Raw genomic sequence first — 22,391 nt, forward strand, 5'->3', positions numbered from 1 at the left:
ATGAAAAACATTTTACACTTGATTTTAATTCTCCGCCAGACACAGTTGTTCTGCAAGGAACTTCAGATAAAATAAATAATTTTGGTCATTAATATGACGCGTTCCCTCATCTGAATAAGCGCCCATCCAGCTATTATCCTTCCGAGTTAAGGATCTGTACGTCGAAATTCGGTTCGATCGTCATTTCCGGAAAGTCTTTGCGCCAATCCAAAGACTTCCAAATGTTCGGATGGTATGCCTTAATTTCCTTTCCAATGCCGAGAATGTCGCAATTCGCTTTTTGCAAAGTCTCAATCGTCGCTGCAGCTTTTTCTTCCAGATGTTTACTCAGTTCTTTTTCCATTTGATTAACGTAATCAGAATTAAGAATATTAACTGACTTGCCAAGTTCGAATACATTAATTTTCATTCGGACTCCGATGTTTACTTTCGGTAAACCTCCTGATTTAGGATGTACTGTAATCTTTGAATTCCCTTTTTTTACGGAAAACCCGTATTCAATTTGTCGTCCCTCAGCGTTTTCCGACATATGTCCAGTAAATCTTTGCCTTCCTTTTTCCTTCCCTAATAACAACATCAACATCCGGACTTGTTCTTTGTTGAGATTCACTCCTGTATTGGTACCTTGACGGAATAATTGAGCACCGCTTAATTCCATTCCCGAATTATATGATTTCAACACGGGTAGCGCGATATCTTCCAATGGTTCATGTCGGGATAGAATAAAACGCATCATGGAAACGGTGGGCATTATGCCGTTCCTATTCATAGCTATAATAAACTCATTCAGATTTTTGGTAAACTCTTGATTATTTCCCGATTTAGTTTTAAAAATCTTCGAAATGCTCCCATCAAATACAACTACGGGGGTGTTGATCGACGAATAGGGGGCCTTAAGTAAAAATGCGAGTTTTGGAACAGGATCATGCGATGCAAACCTCTGGCTTAAAAAATAGGTTCTCGTGTTGACCGTTAAGAAAGGAGCTCGATCTATGAATTCTCCTTGGCCGACCGCTTCAACTAAACTAGGTCCTCTGAGCACCGTTATTTCCGATTTCGGATTCCCTTCTCCTTGGCCCGCACCTTTGAGCTTGGTGACAATAAAAGCTAGTTCTACATCCCCACTCTCCACGTCCAAATCCAACCCAGCGATGTCCACTAATTGAAGATTACGCAACGGTAATCGATCCCAACAACCGGTCAAGAGCAATAACGACAAAATTCCAATTGCCGCTTTTTTCATCCTCTCGCCACCTTTCCCCGTGCCAAAGAAATGAGAAGCAAAATTGTAGGCACAATGGCAATCATTATACCAGTAACAATATTATGATAGTCTAATAATCGGGACTGCAATTGCCGGTCGGAACACCATAATCCGAGTCCAATACAAACGATTGCTAGAATCCATACCAAAAGAGGATGGTTGCGGATTTCCTTACCTCTGATGAACGCAAAATAACGGGCGGACATGAACAAATAAACATACAGTGTTACCATAACCACAGATAGCCAAATCGTCATAAATAGAATATCGAGGCTTTGAACGACTGGCCAATTGTATACACGGAGAATGAACACCATTGGCTCCGGGATGAACTTCAATTGATTTTCGCTGAAGTTGGACGTAACAATGACTGCTATCAACATGTAAAAAAAGGTCGTAAATCCATTGGCAGCCGAAATTGCCATTAAGATATCTTTCTTCTTGCGGGATCTTACAAATGGAAAAACGTACAGGAGAAGTTCATAACCCGAGTACAACCAAAACGAAGGGACAGCGCCCTTTAAAAGTGATCCGATCCCGTGAGTGCCAATTGGCAGAAGATGACGGACGTCACTTTCTTTTCCAATTCCACTTATCAATACGATCACAAAGCATATCAGAAACATAAGCATAATCATCTGCGTAATGGTAGCCATTGACCGTAGGGTAGAGGAAGCGATATACGCTCCCATTGTGAATGATACTCCGATTAACACAAACCAGGGAGTCTCAAATAATACCCAGCGGTTGATGACATCAGAATAAGTGATAATAACCATAAGACAATTTTGCGCGAAGTACGCGGCAATCAAGAAGTTTAAGACCGATCCTAACGGCTTTCCAACAATAGCAGATATATACTGGGGCAAAGACCGATCGGAATATCGCTTTCCAAGTTGATAGATGATCAGGATGACCGCTTGAGTCAACACTCCCCCAATCAATATGGACAGCCACGAGTCGTTGCCCGAGTCGTGGATTTGTGCGTAAGGGATCGATAAAACACTAACACCGATTTGGGTCAGAATAACTAGGCATATTAGTTGGTTGATAGAGATTTTTTCTAAGTGTATCATTCAGTCCCCTCCCTTCGATCACTTAATCTCATTTCGTCTTTTGCCATGCTTTCCATCGGACGTTTTTTCAAGCTCCTGATAGGTCCTCTGAACCATGTATCCTTGATCGTATTACCGCTAATCCCCGAGTAAAAGTACGGTATGCCCATCGTGTTTATACGGGTCAAATGCGTCACCACCAAGAGGAATGAAAGCTCCAAGCCGATCAGCCCGAAAATCGAGGCCATGACAATGAACGGGTACGTCAATAATCGGGCCGCGTTACTCATTTCATAGGAAGGAATAATAAATGAAGCAATGCCGGTAAGCGACACTACGATGACCATCATGTTGGAAATCAGATTCGACTCAACAACGACGGTACCGATGACAATACCTCCTACTACGCCGATCGTATTGGAGATTGAACTTGGGAGACGGATGGTCGCTTCTCGCAAGATTTCAAGTATGACCAGCATAGTTACCGCTTCGAGTAATGGTGGCAACGAGATGTATTGCATAGAGCTTTGGAGCGTCAGTGCAATATCGAACGGGACAATACGTGGATCGAAAGTGACAAGGGCCACGTAACTGCCAGGCAGGCTGATCGCTAAAAGAAAGCAGACGATCCGAAGAAACCGTACGGTGCTGCCGAACAGCCAGCCCATTTGGTAATCGCCGGGGGTTTGGAAGAAAGCCCAAAATGAAACTGGAACGATCAGGGAATTTGGCGACCCATCGGTCAAAATCGCGATTTTCCCATCCATCAAGTACGATTTTACCCGGTCTGGTCTTTCGGTTACGAGCATTTTCGGGAACAATGAGAATTTCTTATCTTCGATCAACTCTTGGAGAAAACCGGGCGCTTCAACATAATCGATGTCGATGTTTGTTATCCTGCGATCAAACTCCTTTAAGACCTCTTCGTTGGCGAGAGAACTTAGGTAAAGTACGGCAACTTTTGTATTCGACCTGCGGCCAAGCTGATAGAACTTTACGACAAGATCGGTTGTCGAGATTTGCTTGCGTATCAGATTGAGATTCGTATCCAGGTTTTCGATCAACGCTTGGTTGGAACCGCGCAGTACCCGTTCGTTCACCGCTATATTTACCGCGCGTTCTTTATTAAGCTCGGTTCCAAGTAAATAGAACTTCGCTTCGTCTTCAATTTGAACAACCGTCTTCCCCGCGACGAGCGCTGTCGACGCAACCGTAATAAGATCGGTCTCACCATAATCTAGAATGGATACAGCTTCACGTACGCTAACGTCCGTATTGCGAAGCAATGGGCGGACAATGTGCTCCTGTACCACAGCAAGTTCTATCATTGTATCCAAATAAAAAAGCCGAAAATGTCGGTCGCCGGCCACGAAATCGCTCGATTTGAAGTCTGAGCTATGGAATAGCATTTCCTGCAGCGACTTCTCGTTTTTGTCTAGTGATTGGTCGGCTTTCATTAAAGGTACCTCTTTTCTTTAAATCGGAAAGTTTTACATATTTTACCCTCAACTTTTTTTCCTATTCCGTTTCAAAGCTATTAATATTAAGTTTTCGCTACATCGAGTGGTACCTTTATTTTTTGCATATTTCATTTGAATGTCACTCTTAAGTATTACTTCACAAGATACTCCATTTTTCTAAATGTACTTAATATTTTGAAGAATGTAGAATGTTGTAATAATAGAGATAAATGGTCAAGGAGGAAATTAGTTATGTATGAGGGCAAAATCATCAAGTTTTATCGTGAAAAATACAAACTTACTCAAGAACAATTAGGGAAAGATATATGTTCAATCACACATATTAGTAAAATTGAATGTAATCAAACAACCTACTCACCTGAAATCATTTCTTTATTATCCAAGCGGCTTGGAATTAATATGGAGTTGGAAGTTAATAAACTTAAAAATATTAAACAACACTTATTTCATTGGCAGGATGCTATAATTATGCAATCCTTTGAAGATATGAAACAAATTAACAGTGAGCTCGAGCGAGAAGTATTAATTGAAATCTCTGAATATAGATTTATGTATCAGTTACTTCGAGCAAGATATTTTCTAATGAATAATTGTCCCCAAGAGGTAATTAAGACTTTAAAAAAATTACAAAAAATAGAAAACAAATTAACACCCTACGAAACCAATTTATTAAAACATGTTTTGGGTATCTACTACATTACAAAACAAGAATACTTAAAAGCAATAGAAACATTAAAAACCATACAAAATGAGGATTATATTAATCCAGAATATTATTATCATCTGGCAATAGCCTACCACACTATACAATCACCCGTTTTGGCTTATTATTATGCTGAAAAATCCCATCAATTCTTTCAGGATATGAATAACTATCTTAGAGTTATTGATGCAGAAATGCTTATGATCATTCAGGTTGAAGATGATGATGGTAAAGAGGAAATACTACAACGGTTTAAAAAATTAATTAAAAGCTGCGATTTACTTAATGCCCCTGAGCGAAAGGCAAAAGTGTTGCATAACTTAGCGGCTGAATACTTCCGAAGAAAAAACTATGAGCAAGCAAGCAGGTTTTATAAAGAATCCATGTCTCTTAAGGATCAAGGATCTCCTGTCTACTTACTTTCTTTAGAAGGTTTTATTCGCAGTTCATTTGATGGGAATCTAATTAACAATGATCAACTAATACAACTCGCAGAACATGGATTAACAATTGCAACTAGGATTAAGGATTTATTATATATCCATCTATTTAAACTTCTACTCTATTTATTAAATTATAAAGAAAAAGAATATCATCAATATTTATCCAATAAAGCATTACCTATGTTTAGTAATTCTGGTTATAATTATTTGATAAAGCGTTCTAAAAAGGAATTATTTCATTATTATTCTAATAATAATTTACTGGATGAAGCATTGGAAATGGCAAACTTATTAATCAACGCTTAAAACATGTCTACTGTCTGAAGGAGGGATCATTCTTCCTTCTTTTTCATTTGAACAAAAAATATCCCTGAAAATTTTCAGGGATATTTTTGTTTTTTTGTTTCTTATTTGCTAACAGTGACTTTTGTAGCAGTACTTACGTTGCCAGCTTTGTCTTTCGCTGTTACGTAAAGGTTTGTGCCTTTTTTTTGTTTTTCAATGGAAATAGTGAACTTTCCATCTTGATCAGTTTTTCCAATTCCAATTGTATCTTTACCTTCTTTTATAACAATCGTAGAGTTTGCTTCAGCTGTACCTGTTACTTCTTTTGTCTTAGAAGTGACTGTATCAACTGTAGGTGCTATTGGAGCTGTTTTGTCAATCGTAAAGTTTAGGGTTGTTACGTTTGCGGCTGCGTCCGTTACCTCTAATGTGTGACTTCCTTCGCTAGTAACTTTCGTTCCGCTTGTAAAATCATTCCCATCTAATTTAGCTGTTCCTTCATTAAAGGTAATGATCAAATCTTTGTTGTAAAGTTCATTGTTTCTTACACCAGTTACGACTGGAGGTGTTTTATCAATTGTAAATTTCACAATAGTTTCGTTTCCGGATGCGTCCGTTACCACTAATGTGTGGTTGCCCTCGTTAGTAACTTTCGTTCCGCTTGTAAAACCTTTGCCATCTAATTTAGCTGTAGCTTCATTAAACGTAATGATGACATCCTTGTTGTAATGCCCATTGTTTTCTACACCAGCTACCCATTTTGCATAAAGGATTGTATCCTCTTCAACTTTATCAGTATCAAAATTCCATGCTGTTTTTCCAGCAGGATCTTTATACCAACCAAGGAATGCGTAACCTGGTCTTGTTGGTGCTGTTGGAGCTGTAATCGTCTTGCTGAACTCTCCAGTTTTACTATCTACTAAGCCACCATCTTGTTTATCAAACATAACAGTGAATTTATGAAGTGACCATTTTCCATAAAGGGTTTTTGCTGAATAGATCGAGCTTGTGAAATCCCATGGAATTGTACATGCTTCATCTGCGAACCAAGCTAAATTATAACCATAAACAGTTGGAGCTGTTATTCTACGTGCTACAATTTGATCTTTAACTCCATTTTTCACTTCATCTGGCGCATCACTTGGTAAGACAAAATGCACATTATATCCATTAACCACTTTTTGAATAACGATTACATCTGCATAATCAGTTGCACTGATATTGATAGAGAATTCTCCAACTTTCGTGAAGACACTCTTATCCAATGTAATCGTACGTGCAGCCTTATCTACCTTGTATTTCGATCCATCTAAAGTAACTGCACCAACCTTAATTCTCGAAATAGCATTTGCCCATTCAGCCTCAATGAATTCAAGTGTGATATCGTTTCCAAGTGCGTTATCTGTAGTATCTGTTAAAACAAGAGAACCAACTAATGCATATTTTGCATAAAGTGTAATTGGTTTTGTTACAATGCTTGCAAAATCATATGGCGTTGTTAAATTTTGATCCGTATACCAACCGTAGAACTTAAAGCCGACCTTTGTTGGATCGATTGGCTTCGTTGCACTTCGATCAACGATTTGAGCCGGAACAGGATCACCGCCATTTGATTCAAATGTTACTTTATAACCAACAACTTGATCTGTAACGACTGCATCCGCATAACCTTCTGAAACAATCACCACATTGACCTTCTGTCCTGCAGTGAATAGATCATGGTTTAGTGTAATGGAGCTATTCGTAATCGTATAATCCTTATCGGAAACTAATTCTTTTGAACCAATTTTTACTTGTTTAATATTATTTTTCCATGTTCCATCATCTGTGAAGTTTAACGTAATTTCGCTACCTACAATGTTTCCAACTATATCCTTCAAAACAGTTGGTGGAGTTTTAATCCAACATAAATAGTAAGTTGCATTATCTGTTAGGAAAATGCCGTTATTTTGTGAAATATCCGAAACCATGTTACTTGAATTTGCACTGTCCAGATATAATTTTTCACTTAGTGAAAGAGTTCCATTTGTTACATATGATAAAGCTGTTTGCATATTTGGTGCGGTAGCTTTACCATTTACAAGTGTATCGGCAAAGTATAAGTTATTTGAATTCTTTAACGTTCCACCGTTTAAGTCAATGTGACGTCTGTAACCTAGCTTAACATCCGGAATCTCCATCGTTTCACCAGTTGTTGCTGTCACTGTTAACTTATACCCTCTATATGGGCTTCCTTTCGTCAAGCTTGGTGCTGCACTAAAGGCAAACTTTTCATTTGGATGTGCCGTTGCATAGCTTTCCGTTGCAGTTGTAAAGGAAAGCGTTCCAATTCTATCGTTAGTTGACATTTCATATGTGCTTGGGTCTAACGTATAGGCTGTAGGTGTAGCCTCAGTTGTTCCATCACTCTTGAGTTTATAATAAGTTGCATCAATTTTAGCAATTTTATCCTTACCTGTTAACCAAGGAATATTAGCTGCATAGTCTGGAATGTTGATATTAAGATCTCCTTCACCAAGCACCCAACCAATTCCGCTAGTACCACTTGTTCCGTCGAACTTGATCCCATTTGGTTTCGTTATGTCAACAGGTGAATAGTTTTGTGAGTAACTCATTTGCCATTTAGCATAGACGGTTTTATCTGTATTTACCGTATCGCTTGGGATCCACTGACTTGTGCCTTCTGGTTCATTGAACCAACCGATAAATTTATATCCAGGTCTTGTTGTACTAGGATTTACAAAATTACCAATATTGTTGTAAATAAAATCCACTCCAATTTTGGTTCTATCTGCTCTGTATCCAACCGCTATCGGATTAACTGGAGCACCACCTTGACTATCGAAAGTAATGCCATACCCAACTGCTTGTTGAGTACTACCATTTGAATCAATTCCTATCGTTTTAACCGGGTAAATCGTACCGTCAGTACCCGTTGAGCTTATATCAAACTTGTACAATTGTGGCAACCAATTTGTTCCACCTGGATTAATTGCCGATGTAGGACCACCAGGTGATGCATTCGTCTTGAATAAATCTGCCTTAAAGGTAATTTGCCCTGGAACACTGATGTCGTAATATTTATTCCCACTGCCATCTTTCAAATCCGTAATATCAAGAACTGTTGAGTTTGCTGTCTTCACCTTGATATTATTAATTCCTTGACGCCAATTCGCATCATCTGTAAAGGTAAAAGTTAAATCCTTTCCTACATGCGCTTTTTCTGGGTCGTTTACTAATGGAATCTCAGGCGTCGGAATTGGAACCGCTGAAACCGTAAAGCTAGTAGTTACATCTTGATAGCCAGTAGCCTTAACGGTAGCTGTGAAATTACCTGCCGCCGGGAATAAAGAACCTGGCAAGATAATTTGAGAAGGCATAGTCAGTGTTTGGCCATTTATGTCTCGATACATATATGCGTCTTTGATATTTACTGCACTTGTTACATCGGTTGAACCGATTAAGACATTCGTAATAGCTTTTCTCCAAATCACATCATCTACGAAAACATCACTATTTGGAATTAATGTGATGGATGCACCATTTTGTAGGTCTTGTAACTTTGGAATTGTCGTAGAAGACGTTTTTTGTTTTGGACCTGCAAAATTTAGTTTTTGCATTACTTGTTGCAATGTGTCACCTGTATTTAACGTGATAGATCCACCATACTGTGTCGTAATGGTCATATCTTGATCCACCGTAAGCTGAGCAGTTGGAACCTCGATTCCTGCATCGATCGCACTTTGATTTTGTTTACCAAAGTTTTTGATGATGAAATAGAAGTCATTATAGTCAATTCCATAACCAAACGCTGTAGGCTTAATCCAATAAATATCTGCATTTCTATTCGTGTTCAAGAATGCCGTTTTGTTGGCTACAGTATTCGCTGGATTATTAAAATTACTAAGGTTCTTATATTGATAATAAATATTGATTTCATCTTTCAAGTCCTTCATGTCGATGACGTTGTCGCCATTCACATCTCCAGCTGAAAGAATTGGGAAAAGACCTGGAAGATCTTTTATAGTTCCTGATTGATATCCAAATTTATTTTCACCAATAACTGGTGTTTGTGCATATCCCTTAAAATGTCCTGGTACACTCGCTTCGACGGAATAAGGCGAATCACTTACATCCATGGTTACGGAATAATACGGGTTGATAAACTGATAAGCCATTGTATTATTTGGGGTTGTAGGGTTATCAGTTGAAAAACTTTTCCCCTTCCCGTCTTTAACCGTTACCTTCGCTCCTGAATCCACTGTAAATTGAGGATACTGATTGTTAATGGTGTTTCTAGCGAAAGCTTCTGCTGCCACACGACCTCTAAGCATAGATGATGACTGTCGCACATAAGGTACATTTGTTGGGAACCATGCCACTTTCGTATCATTACCAGACAAGGTTAAAGTTGGTGCTTGTAAAAACATAAACTCAAATGGTCCAACAACCGGATCGATGCTTGTATAGGTCACATCTGCTTCTAAAATATTCATATCATGGTCAAGTGCACCATTTGTACCAATTCCTGATATCGTAATATCCGTGTTTTCACCTATTTTCCAGGTATCATGTTTATACGGCTCACTTACAGTTAGTACAGTTGAAGGGTCTATCCCTTTACTGATTAGATAGTTTTTATACTCATCTGTCAATCTGATATTGCTAAATGTGTAAACATTATTACTATTCAGAGTAATTTTTGCGCCTGTCATACCCACGCCATACTTTGTAGCAATCGTAGTTTTGAATGGTTTATTTGCATCGACTACAACCTTATCTTCATTACCTTGTCCTGCATCTACACCTCCAGAATTGGTAATTGTCACATAAGGATTACCTTTTTTAATAAAATAATATTCCTGTTTTGTTGTATCCGGATCACCTAACCCAGAATAATCAGCTGGATAGAGCCAAAAATAGCTACCAAATTTAGAAGATAAGTCCTCAGGAGTAACTCCAAAATGGAAACGACCTTTCTCATTTGTATCAAAGAATACAGTTGGGAACATACTATCTTGATAGCCAATAACACTGTTCAATGCTTGATCTACAGGCACTGGTGTTCTACCATCTTTTGGACTTGGCACCGATGTTTCACCATTATTTTTCATAACGTCAACGTTAGAATCGTAGACCGTACCATAAAATCCTTTAATTTCTTGACCAGATTGATAGCCTGAAGGGTCGATTTCATAGATCCCTGGCTTTGAATCGCTGTCCATACTGATTGTTGGTGGTGTACTGTCAACATAGAGTGTATCTTCTGCTGTGTAGCTTTTTCCAGAAGCATCAGTCATAATCATCTCAACAGAATATGAACCTTCTTTAATATATTCGGGCTTATTTGATATTCCAGATTGATCGTATGAGCCCTCATATGGCTTTGTAAATGGAAGATATAACCCCCACAAAAGCATTAAATTAGGACCGTATTGGACACCTGGATTAATACTACTAGCATTAACTAAAGTGTTTGATACTCCTAAATATTTTCCGTCCTTATCTTTTAATACAATATACATGCTTTCCATTGTATTATTAACCGAGAAGTTATAGGCAGATACTCCATTTGGCATTTGCATTGCCTTGATACCCACTTTAAAAGTGTCAATACCTTTTTCTGCCACGATTATAGTGAACGGGATTCGATAAGACTCCGATGAGTCTGCCGTATTTTCAAGATTAATATACCCCTCGTAAATACCTTCTAATGAGTTTGACGGGACAGTAATTTTTGCTGTTGCTTTAACAGTACTGCCACCCTCAACATTAATTGATGTCACATTTGTACCACCGGTAGAAAAATCGATTTTGACATCATTTCCTGTGCCAGGTCCTACTTTATTGGATCCAGCGAATTTCGATGAAATAAATTGAGTACTTACTTTAAAAGTTTTACTGCTAGTTCCTTCGTTTGTTACGTTAAAATCTTTAGTTGAAATTACATCATCAGAGCCGTTCGTTGCGCCTTCTCCTCTACCTTTAAAGCCAAAGTACATGCTTCCTGTAAGGCTATCAACTTCACGCAACGTATTTGCATCTGAATCAACGGCATATGTTTTTTCTATAATTTGGATTTTTACATCCTCTTTAATTGCACGTTCAGGATCAACACGTCCAGCACCTACTTGGTAAACACTATAAGTCTTTGAATCTGTGTTAATATCCTTAGCTGTATTCATTAATGCCGACTTGACATCTGCCGGAGTATATTCTGGATTTGCAGCTAAAATCAATGCTGAAATACCTGCAACGTGAGGCGTTGCCATGGAAGTCCCAGACATTAATTCATAAGCATACTTATAATCTCTATTTTCAACACTTACACCTGCTTGTGGCTCCCAAACGTCATATGGAACGGTGGACGAAATATCAACACCAGGCGCTACAACATCTGGCTTGATTGACCAATCTTTTACCGGTCCAGTTGAGCTAAAGTTTGCCAACTCGTCGCCTTTCTTTGTGAGTGGTGCATCAAGTAAATCTGGGAACGTAATCGTTGCTGATTTCGGATCCTTGTAAATGGCATCAGAAAGAGCTTGCCCCTGTGCTTGGGTCAATGAAACAGAATAAACATTATCCATGCTAACGCCTAAACCGTTAGTTATATATCCTTGGTTATCTGCTTCGGCATTATTATTCCAGATAATCATACCTGCCACGCCGGCTTTATGTGCATTTGCCATTTTTGTCGATAAATACTCTCCGCCACGTTTTACAAGAGCTATTTTACCCGACAAATCTAATCCATCGTAATCTGCCGCACTACCTAAACCGACATCAACAATTGGAAATGTTTGTCCTTTAAATGCATCGTCTGCTTGTACGAAGTTTTTACCAAATAAACGGGCTTGATAGGAATCTGAGCCGTTCTTTAGTGTCATGACTGGAATATCTCCAGGAATAGTACTTGCACCAACCGTTATCGCTAATGCAGATGTTCCTGGTGAGCCTACCGTCGCTGCACCTGGACCAGCATTACCTGCTGCAACATTACACACAACACCAGTTAAAGTAGCATTGTTAATCGCGATACTTGTTGGGTAAAGCGGATCATTAATCGTTGCACCAAGTGAAAGATTGATAACATCCATATCATCCTTAACTGCTTGATCAATACCATTTAATACAGAGTCTGATGTACCTCGTCCACCTGGTCCTAATACACGATAACCATAAAGGTCTACATCTGGCGCTACACCGTTTGCTGAATATACGTCATTATTATTTGTCGTATTTGCAGCAATTGTACCTGAAACGTGACTTCCATGAGAAGTAATATACTGCTTATAGTCTGCAGGAGGTGGTCCATATGCATCTGGATTCGCCTTCGCATTTACCCAATCATCATAAGTAGTTTCCATTGGGTCAAGGTCATCTACATATTTGATATTTCCATTTGCATCGAAACCTACATTGCTGACTAAGTCATGTCCACCTTTATATACTGTCTTCAAATCAGGGTGGTTGTAGTCAATACCAGTATCTAATACACCAACCTTAACTTTTTGGCCTGCACGAGGACCTGATTTAATAATACCTGTATGGCCTTCAGCTTGAAGTTTGTCTAAACCTAATAATGAAAGCCCTGTTGTAGGCTTGCCTATAGATGCACTTGTCACTGAAGCTTTTGAAGTAGATCCTTCAGCAACCGTATATTCTACTTGAGACCAAATAGAAGCAACTTCTGGATTTTCTGCAATTTTTTCAACCATTTTTGCAGGTAGTGTTAAAGCTACTCCATTAAATGCATCTGAATATTCACGCGTAATACTAATACCAGTTTTAACAGATTTCCCACCTATTAATTGCGTTTTAGGCTGCTCATTCAAAAAGCTTTTAAATTTAGTATGAGAATCCTTAACCTTTTTTTGTGCGTCTGAATATGAACTTGCAAAAGCTTGACTATTTACTGTTGCTCCACCTTTAACCAACGATTGCTTAATGATTTGTATCTTCGCTGGATCTTGTTTAAATTGAACAATTACATTGATATTTTTTTGACTTTTCAAGTCTTTTTGATCCACGCGGATTTTTTGAGCGTGATCTGCTCCAGTGAGTTTATTTATGTTTGCCTTTTGTTCAGGAGTAAGACCGTCAAGAATACGGTTTACTTCTTTCGCACTAAAGGTTTCACTGGATGGACTTTGCTGACTTGAGTTACCAGCAGCATGTACGAGTGTTAAACTCTGTGGCAGTGCAAAGTTTAATAGCATTGCAATCAACACAGAGATCGATAACAATCTATTTTTTCGTCTGATTCTGTTACTCATTTTTACCCTCCTTTTAAAATATAAAAATAGTTGTTTTGACTCCTAGGGTCGATCATTTTTACTAGGTGCTCAACATTATTTATATATTTAAGTAGTGATAATTTTCTCAATACTTAAATATATTTTAATAGTAATTGAGATTACAAAATTCGTACATTGGGGGAAATAGGTCTATTAATTTGACAATTTCCGCTATATCCCAAGACTTTTCATTTAAAATCGAAACTTTTTTAAAGAGACATCAAATAAATTAAGGGGGATTTTAATTAAATTAGAAATTGAAAACGATTAAAATTTGGGGGAATTTTAAAGAATCTAGGAGAATATATTTTTTATGCTTTGCTCGTACCATTATTTACAACCGATTAATTAGGACGAATTTCGTACCAATTTTGAAATTGGATACTAGATACCAAATAATCTTCCAACAAAATAATATCCCTGAAAATTATCAGGGATATTTTTTGTTTCTTATTTGCTAACCGTTACTTTTGTTGCTGTACTTACGTTGCCAGCTTTGTCTTTCGCTGTTACGTAAAGGTTTGTGCCTTTTTTTTGTTTTTTAATGGAAATAGTGAACTTTCCATCTTGATCAGTTTTTCCAATTCCAATTGTATCTTTACCTTCTTTTATAACAATCGTAGAGTTTGCTTCAGCTGTACCTGTTACTTCTGTTGTCTTAGAAGTGACTGTATCAACTGCAGGCGCTATTGGAGCTGTTTTGTCAATCGTAAAGTTTAGGGTTGTTACGTTTCCAGCTGCGTCCGTTACCTCTAATGTGTGACTTCCTTCGCTAGTAACTTTCGTTCCGCTTTTAAAATCATTCCCATCTAATTTAGCTGTTCCTTCATTAAAGGTAATGAACACATCTTTGTTGTAAAGTCCATTGTTTCTTACACCCGTTACGACTGGAGGTGTTTTATCAATTGTAAATTTCACAGTTGTTTCGTTTCCGGATGCGTCCGTTACCACTAAAGTGTGGTTGCCCTCGTTAGTAACTGTCGTTCCGCTTGTGAAATCTTTTCCATCTAATGTAGCTGTTGCTTCATTAAATGTAATGGTTACATCTTTGTTGTAATGCCCATTGTTTTCTACACCAGCTACCCATTTTGCATAAAGGATTGTATCCTCTTCAACTTTATCAGTATCAAAATTCCATGCCGTTTTTCCAGCAGGATCTTTATACCAACCAAGGAATGCGTAACCTGGTCTTGTTGGTGCTGTTGGAGCTGTAATCGTCTTGCCAAATTCTCCAGTTTGGCTATCTACTAAGCTACCATCTTGTTTATCAAAAACAAATGAAAACTTGTGTAGTGACCATTTTCCAAAAAGCGTTTTTTCAGAATAGATGGAGTTAGTGAAATTCCATGGATTCGTCGCATCCGCATCTGTGAACCAGTTTATATCATAGCCATAAACGACTGGTTCTGTTATTCTGCGTACCACAATTTGATCGTTGACTTCAAATGGAGCATTTTCAAGAACAAAATGAACATGGATTCCGTTCACAACTTTCTGGCTAACGGTTACATCTGCATACTCCGTTGCACTTATGATGATCGTGAAAGACCCTATTTTGTTGAAAAGACTCTTATCTAACGTAATTGTACCCAAAGTAGCATCCACTTTGTATTTCGCATTATCGATAGAATACCCGTTCACAGTAATGCCGGAAATCGCTTTTGCCCAGTCCGCATCAATGAATTCAAGTGTCATATCGTTACCAAGAGCGTTGTCTTTTGTATCCGGTGTAACAATGGATGTAGCTAAAGCATATTTCGCATATAGAGTGATCGGTTTTGTCACAATGCTTGTAAAATCAAATGGTGTTTCTAAGTTTTGATCCGCATACCATCCAGCAAACTTATAACCCGATTTCGTTGGTTCTTCCGGAAGAGAGACACGTGTATCGACGATTTGAGAGTTAATCGCATTTCCGCCGTTTGATTCAAAGTTCACCTTATAACCAACGACTTGGTCTGTCACGGTAACATCCGCGTACCCTTCTGATTGAATGACCACATTGAACTTTTGTCCAGCTGTGAATAAGGCTTTATTCAACGTAATCGAATCATTTGTCAACGTGTAGTCGATATTCTGAACCAATTCCTTTGAGCCAATTAAAACGTGCTTGATATTCGTTTTCCACGCCCCATTGTCTGTGAATGTTAACGTAATATCGTTACCCACTGTATTTTCAACCACATCCTTCGAAACGGTTGGCGGAGTTTTAATCCAGCATACATAGTAGGTGGTATTATCGGTTAAACTTGTCATTTTTGATAAATCGAGCGCCTTGTTGCTTGTCCCTTCACGGTCAAAATAAAGGGTATTGCTAATGGATAGACCACCATTTTCAATATAAATTTTAGCATTATTCATATCCGGTGGGGTTCCTTTACCATTCACCAGACTATCATTGAAATAGGTATTTCCAGTAGACAATACTTTTAACGTTCCGCCATTTAAATCAACGTGACGTCTGTAACCCAGTCTCACGTTATTAATTTGAGACGTTTGACCACTAGTGGATGTCACCGTTAACTGATATCCATTATAAGGAGCTTTTATGGCTGGTGCCCCACTAAAGGCAAATTTTTCATCTGGATGGGCCGTTGCATAGTTTTCTGTTGCTGTTGTAAAGGAAAGCGTTGCACTTCCATCCGAATTAGCTTTAAACGTATACGTGCTTGAGTCCAGCGTATAAGTCGTTGGTGTCGCTTCGCCTAATCCATCACTTTTTAGCTTGTAGTATGTTGCCTGAATACTGGCAATGCTATTTTTATCGGTTAGCCACGTCAGGTTTGTTTGATAATCCGGAATGTTGATTTTCAAATTCCCTTCCCCAAGTACCCAACCTATACCCGAAGCACCCGAACCACTTTCGAACTTCATTCCATCCGGTTTGTTTAAATCAACCGGTGAATAGTTTTGGGTAGTATTCATATCCCATTTTGCATAAACCGTTTTGTCAGCCGTCAATACAGTACCTGGATTAAATGTAGTCGTAGCGGCAGGCTCGTTATACCATCCCAAGAAGACATATCCAGGCTTCGTCGGTGCTGGACTACTAAATCCTATCGCTGGATCAGAGCTATTTGTTCCATACTTACTCAGACTAGGTCTGTAACCCACCGCTGTCGTGTTAATCGCAGAACCTCCCTGAGAATTAAACGTAATGCCATAACCAATCGCTTGAGCAGGATTCAAACCTGTGTCATTTTTATTCGTCCCAATGATGACAAGCGGGTATACCGTGTCACCCGATTCAGAATTGATTTCAAATTTGTATAATGCAGGCAGATAGTTGGCTCCACTTGGATTGATCGTTGCTTTACTAAAGGTTGTCGCATCACTAGTATTCAGTGTTGCGTCTGTCTTAAATAAATCCGCTTTGAACGTAATTTGACCTGGTTGGCTGATATCATAATATTTGTTTCCACTGCTATCTTTTAAATCTGTAATATCTAGACCAGCTGCCACTCCATTTTTCTTCACCACGATTTTCTTAATCCCATTTCGCCATTTCTCATCATCGGTGAAAGTGTAGGTTAAATCTTGACCAATATGGGCTCTTTGTGGGTCGGTGATTAATGAAATCGTAGGCGTCGGTATCGGTAGGGCCGAAACCGTAAAGGCTAATGTAACGTCTTGATATCCTTTTGCCTTGATCGTAACTGTTTTCATTCCCGTACTGCCAAATAAAGAGCCATGTAAAGAAATCTCCATAGGGACATAACTTCTTGGGATACCATAAGAGTAACCTTCCGAAATCGTAACGGCTTTATTGGACGTATTTGGAATCAATTGATTGGTTACGTCTGTTGAGTCAATCAGAATATTCGTAATCGCCTTTCTCCAAAGCATATCATCTATAAAAACTGTATTTGTTGGCATTAATCTTATCGAAGAACCATTTTTCAATTCTTCAAAGGTTGGAATATTTGTAGCTGAAGTTTTTAGTATTGGACCAGCAAAATTGAGAGCCGCCCATACTTTATCCAAACCATCACCAGCTTTTAATTGCACCCCATTAACCAACGTGTCTTCTGTTAATGTCAGTTGTGGAGTTGGCACGTTCATTCCTGCTTGGATGGCACTTTGATTCACTTGGTTAAAGTTTTTGAAAATGTAGTAGAAATCATAATAATCAATTCCATAACCAACACTGGTTGTTGGAATCCAACGAATATCATACTTTCTGTTGGCAGAATTCGTTAGGAATGCCTTTTTATCTGCTGTTACGGTGAGGGCTGTATAGTTTTTATAAGCCTCTATTTCCGCCAGAAGGTCCTTCATATCAATCACGTTGTCCCCATTCATGTCTCCAGCTAACATCAATGGTGTATCATGAGACGCGCGGTCATAGTAACTTCCTGTTGGATAGCCATATCGGTTGGAACCGATCACAGGTGTCGTTGTATAGTCTTTGAAATGTCCTGGCATGGAAATTTCAACGTTGTATGGCTTGTCGCTTGCATCCATGCTCACCGCATAGGTTACAGTCCCAGTATAGGAAATCGTATTTGTGCTCGTTGTAGGTTCATCCGTTTTATATATCTTTTGATTGCCATCCGTTACCGTTACTTTTGCACCTGAATTGACGGTAATTTTTCCGAAAGAAGTGCTAATGTTATTCTCAAGGAAGCTTTCGGCAAACGTAGCACCGGTCATCATGGAAGTTGGCGTTTTCAAATATGGCCAATTGGCAAGGAAGGTAGGAACCTTCGTGTCTTGACCTGGTAACGTAAAACTTGATTTGGTGACATAGAATTCATTTGGTCCAATTAAAGGTTCAGGGTTGGTATAAGACACATCTGCTTCTAAGATGTTCATATCCTGATCCAATGCACCAGCAGCATCTATTCCAGATATCGTAATATCGATGTTATCACCACTTATTTCTGGAGATTGATATGGCTCACTTACGGTTAAAGTAGGTGTAATACCTTTGCTATCTAAATATTGCTTATACGCATCTGAAAGTCTGATATTACTAAATTGGTAATATTTCGCATTATTGATCGTGAATTGACCACCTGTCATCCCCACCCCATTTTTCGTTGCGAGTGTTGCTTTGAATGGTTTATTCGGTTCAATGACGACCTTACCTTTGTTTTCAAGACCTGAATCTACTCCACCAGATGAGGTCAACGTGACATATGGTGAACCTTTTTTGATAAAGTAATAGCGCAGTTTGGTTAAGAAGTGACCGGCACCCGCATAATCGGTTGGATAAATACGAACCTCGCTACCTTCTGGACGAATGTCCTCAGGGGAAAGGCCAAAATGGAAATTTCCGCTCGCGTCACTTTTGAATATCGTCGTTGGGTAATTTTGGTCTTGGTAGGCCCATATTGTGTTCAATTTTTGGTCTACAGGTGCTAGGTTCGCTGGATTTTCTGGACTCGGCACCGATGTTTCACCATTATTTTTCATGACGTCGACATTCGAATCATACACCTTACCACTGATTCTTTTCACTTCCTGACCAGGTAGGTAGCCCGTCGGGTCGATTTCATAAATACCAGGCTGTGAATACTCATCCATGGTAAGGGTTGGTGCTGTATAGTCAACATAGACCGTGTCTTCATCTTTGTACTGTCTTCCACTACGGTCGGTGGCAATCATCTCGACGGAATATGCCCCTTCTTTTGCAGCAGCTACCGTTGTGGCAATTCCCGTTTGGTCAATTGTGCCATTAAATGTCTTCGTAAATGGAAGATATAATCCGTTTATAAGCATGGGAAGGAGCGAGTAATTGACACCTGGAGCCTTCGTACTGATCCCAGATACATTTTGTACGACTCCTAAATAGTTCCCGTCTTTGTCCTTTAACAACAGATACATACTTTCCATTTCACTGTTGATGGTGTAACTATAGAGTAGCCCTGGCGCTCCTCCATTTGGATTATAGTTGCCTGTATATCTCTCTGTAAGGGTTGTTGCCTTTAATTGGGCTCTGAAATCAATCCCTTTTTCCGCTACCGTAATGGTGAAAGGAATACGGTACGAATCTGTGGAATCGGAAGCATTGATTAAATTCAGATATCCTTCGTACGTACCTTCTTCTGAGTTGGATGGAACCGTTATTTTGGCCGTTGCTTTCACTGTGCTTGCTCCGCCAACCGTTAAGCAAGTCGTATTAGCATTATTAGCGGAAACATCCAGCTTCACATCGTTTCCTGTTCCAGAACCTACTGGATTCGACGCAGCAAATTTTGTGGAAATAAAGTCTGTACTTACCTTGAATGTCTTACTGCTTGTTCCTTGATTGATGATGTTAAAGTCTTTCGTTGATATCACATCATCCGAACCATCTTCCGCGCCTTCTCCTCTACCTTTAAATCCGAAGAAAATACTCCCTCTAATGTCATCGATTTGTTTCATAATAGAGGTTGGATCATAGATATAGGCTGAATCATCATAGGAATTGGCTTTGTCTATAACCTGGAATTTGACATCCGATTTGATGGCACGTTCAGGATCGACACGTCCAGCACCGACTTGGTACACACTGTAAGTCGTTGATTCTGTGTTCACATCCTTCGCCGTATTCATTAAAGCGGCTTTTATATCTGCCGGTTTATAATCCGGGTGAGCAGCTAAAACCAACGCAGCAATCCCTGCCGTATGAGGTGCTGCCATGGATGTACCTTGCATCGATTCGTAACTATACGTATAATCATGTGTTTGGCCTTCCTGAGGCTCCCAAGTATCAAAAGGAACAGTGGAAATAATGTCAACACCTGGTGAAATGACGTCTGGCTTTATATCATAGTTCTTCACCGGACCGGTTGAACTAAAGCCTGCTAGTTCATCCCCTTTCTTCCATACGGATTCATCAAGGGTGGATGGGAATGTCATGGTTGCCTTCGTTGGATCATTGCGAATCGCATCGACAAGAGTTTGACCTTGTGATTGTGTTAAGGAAACGGAATAAATATTATCCATACTTGCTCCCAGGGAACTCGTCATATACCCTTGGCTGTTTTCATCTGCGATATTATTCCAAATGATCATCCCTTTGGCGCCTGACGCTTTGGCATTCGCCATTTTGGCTGTCAACAAGCTCGATCCGCGTTTCACGAGAGCAAGTTTCCCAGACAAATTCTTTCCTTCGTAATCCGATGGACCACCTAAACCAACATCTACAATTTGAAGTGTTTGTCCTGCTAATTCATTGTCACTGTCTTTAAAACTTTTAGCGAATAAACGAGCTTGGTAAGGAATGGTTCCATTTTTCATCGTTAAGACGGGAATCTCTACTGGAATCGTGCTTGCACCAATCGTTATGGCTAGTGGTGACGTTCCTGGAGATCCTACCGTGGCCGCACCTGGACCTGCATTACCTGCTGATACCACACAGGTAACACCAACTAACGTCGCATTGTTAATGGCGATACTGTTTGGGCTTAATGGGTCATTAGTCTTTGAGCCTAGTGAAAGATTGATGACCTGCATGCCGTCTTTCACAGCTTGATCAATCCCTTTTAAAATGCCGTCTCCTAAACCACGTCCACCTGGACCAAGAACACGATAACCATGTAGTTCTACATCTGGTGCAACGCCATTAGCGGAATAGGTTGAATTATTGTTTGTTGTATTGGCAGCAATGGTTCCTGAAACGTGCGTTCCATGTGCTGTAATATAATCTTTGTAATTTTGTGTCGCCTCATTTAGCACCTTAGTTGGATTAGCTTTGGCATCCAACCAGTCTGAATAGATCGTTTCCATTGGGTCATTGTCATCGATGAATGTTACACTACCATCTGAATTGACCACGGAATTAACAAAGTCATGTCCGCCATAGCGTACTCCGTTTGCATCGTGTGTCGCTTTGTATAAATCAGGGTGATTGTAGTCAATACCAGTGTCTAATACACCGACCTTCACTCTTTTTCCTGCATTCGGACCTGACTTAATGAACCCTGTGTGGCCTTCTGCTTGAAGTTTGTCTAGCCCCAATAATTTAAGACCTGACGTCGCTTTCCCTACAAAACCGGTTGTCTCTGCCGCATTTGCCATGTTTTGCTCTGGAACTTCAAAGGTTTCATTCGACCAAACCGATGCCACTTCTGCATTTTCTGCAATACTGGTTAGGAGGTTTGCCGGTAAAGTCATCGCTACTCCATTGAAAGCTTCTGTGAATTCTCTCGTAATTTTCACACCTGTATCGACAGGTGTTCCACCGATCATTTGCGTTTTCGGCTGTGATTTCACAAAGTTTTTGAAATTAGCGTGAGAATCTGTAACCTTTTTTTGTGCTGCTGAATATTTATCAGCAAAAGCTTGGCTATTTAAAGCTGCACCATCGTTAGCCAATGCTTGTTTAATGATTTGAATCTTAGCTGGATCTTCTTTAAACTGGACGATAACATTAATCACTTTTGAGCTACGAAAATCTTTTTGATCCACATGGATTTTTTGCGAATTTTCTGCTCCAGTCAGCTTATTAATGTTTGCTTTTTGCTCTGGAGTAAGACCGTCTAGAATACGATTTACTTCTTTAGCATCAAAAGTTCCACTTGACGGACTTTGCTGACTTGGGTTAGTAGCAGCATGTACGAGTGTTAAACTCTGAGGGAGCGCAATGTTTAAAAGCATCGCAATCAACATAGAGACAGATAACATTCTCTTTGTTCGTCTCATTCTCATATTCATTTTTACCCTCCTAAAATATCAAAAATATGAGCAATCTAATAGATTATCTACTTGCCCATTCTATTGCGCACCATTTAAGTATTAAAAATTTTCTCAATACTTAGATGTAATTTAATATTAATAGGATTCATATAAATCGTACATTGGGGGAAAATTGCCTCTTCGAATCGATGTTTTTCTTCCCAAAAAAGACAAATCATTGGGGATTTTGCTAATAAAT

6 protein-coding genes are annotated in these 22,391 nt (G+C 39.2%); 1 reads left to right on the top strand and 5 read right to left on the bottom strand.

Translation table 11 applies throughout. From position 1 onward, the window contains the following. Nucleotides 1–133: 133 nt before the first annotated feature. Genes MLOOGBEN_RS22525 through MLOOGBEN_RS22535 form a run of 3 tightly spaced genes read right to left on the bottom strand, consistent with a single transcriptional unit; the run spans nt 134 to nt 3,776 of the window. Nucleotides 134–1,243, bottom strand: a complete 1,110-nt coding sequence (locus MLOOGBEN_RS22525) for a Ger(x)C family spore germination protein (protein WP_179160525.1) — start codon at nt 1,241–1,243, stop codon at nt 134–136. Further along, complete coding sequence (locus MLOOGBEN_RS22530) at nt 1,240–2,340, bottom strand: GerAB/ArcD/ProY family transporter (protein WP_179160526.1); 1,101 nt, start codon at nt 2,338–2,340, stop codon at nt 1,240–1,242. Before MLOOGBEN_RS22530 ends, MLOOGBEN_RS22525 begins: the two co-directional genes overlap by 4 nt. Then, nucleotides 2,337–3,776, bottom strand: coding sequence for a spore germination protein (locus MLOOGBEN_RS22535; protein WP_179160527.1), 1,440 nt, complete (start codon nt 3,774–3,776; stop codon nt 2,337–2,339). Before MLOOGBEN_RS22535 ends, MLOOGBEN_RS22530 begins: the two co-directional genes overlap by 4 nt. Nucleotides 3,777–4,031: 255 nt before the next feature. Between MLOOGBEN_RS22535 and MLOOGBEN_RS22540 the strand changes: the two genes are divergently transcribed. Further along, a complete protein-coding gene (locus MLOOGBEN_RS22540) occupies nt 4,032–5,252 on the top strand; it encodes a helix-turn-helix domain-containing protein (protein ID WP_179160528.1) in 1,221 nt (406 codons plus the stop codon). A 101-nt stretch (nt 5,253–5,353) separates the two neighbouring features. Here the strand turns inward: MLOOGBEN_RS22540 and MLOOGBEN_RS22545 are convergent, their stop codons facing one another. Together MLOOGBEN_RS22545 and MLOOGBEN_RS22550 are read right to left on the bottom strand one after the other, a co-directional pair. Next, entirely contained in the window at nt 5,354–13,507 is an 8,154-nt protein-coding gene (locus MLOOGBEN_RS22545; RefSeq protein WP_179160529.1) for a S8 family serine peptidase, read from the bottom strand. Between the two features lie 471 nt (nt 13,508–13,978). Continuing rightward, nucleotides 13,979–22,171 (bottom strand): S8 family serine peptidase, encoded by an 8,193-nt coding sequence (locus tag MLOOGBEN_RS22550; protein WP_179160530.1) that lies wholly within the window; start codon nt 22,169–22,171, stop codon nt 13,979–13,981. Nucleotides 22,172–22,391 lie beyond the last annotated feature (220 nt).

Origin of the sequence: Bacillus sp. EB106-08-02-XG196 (assembly GCF_013396335.1) — a bacterium.
GTDB lineage: Bacteria > Bacillota > Bacilli > Bacillales > Cytobacillaceae > Neobacillus.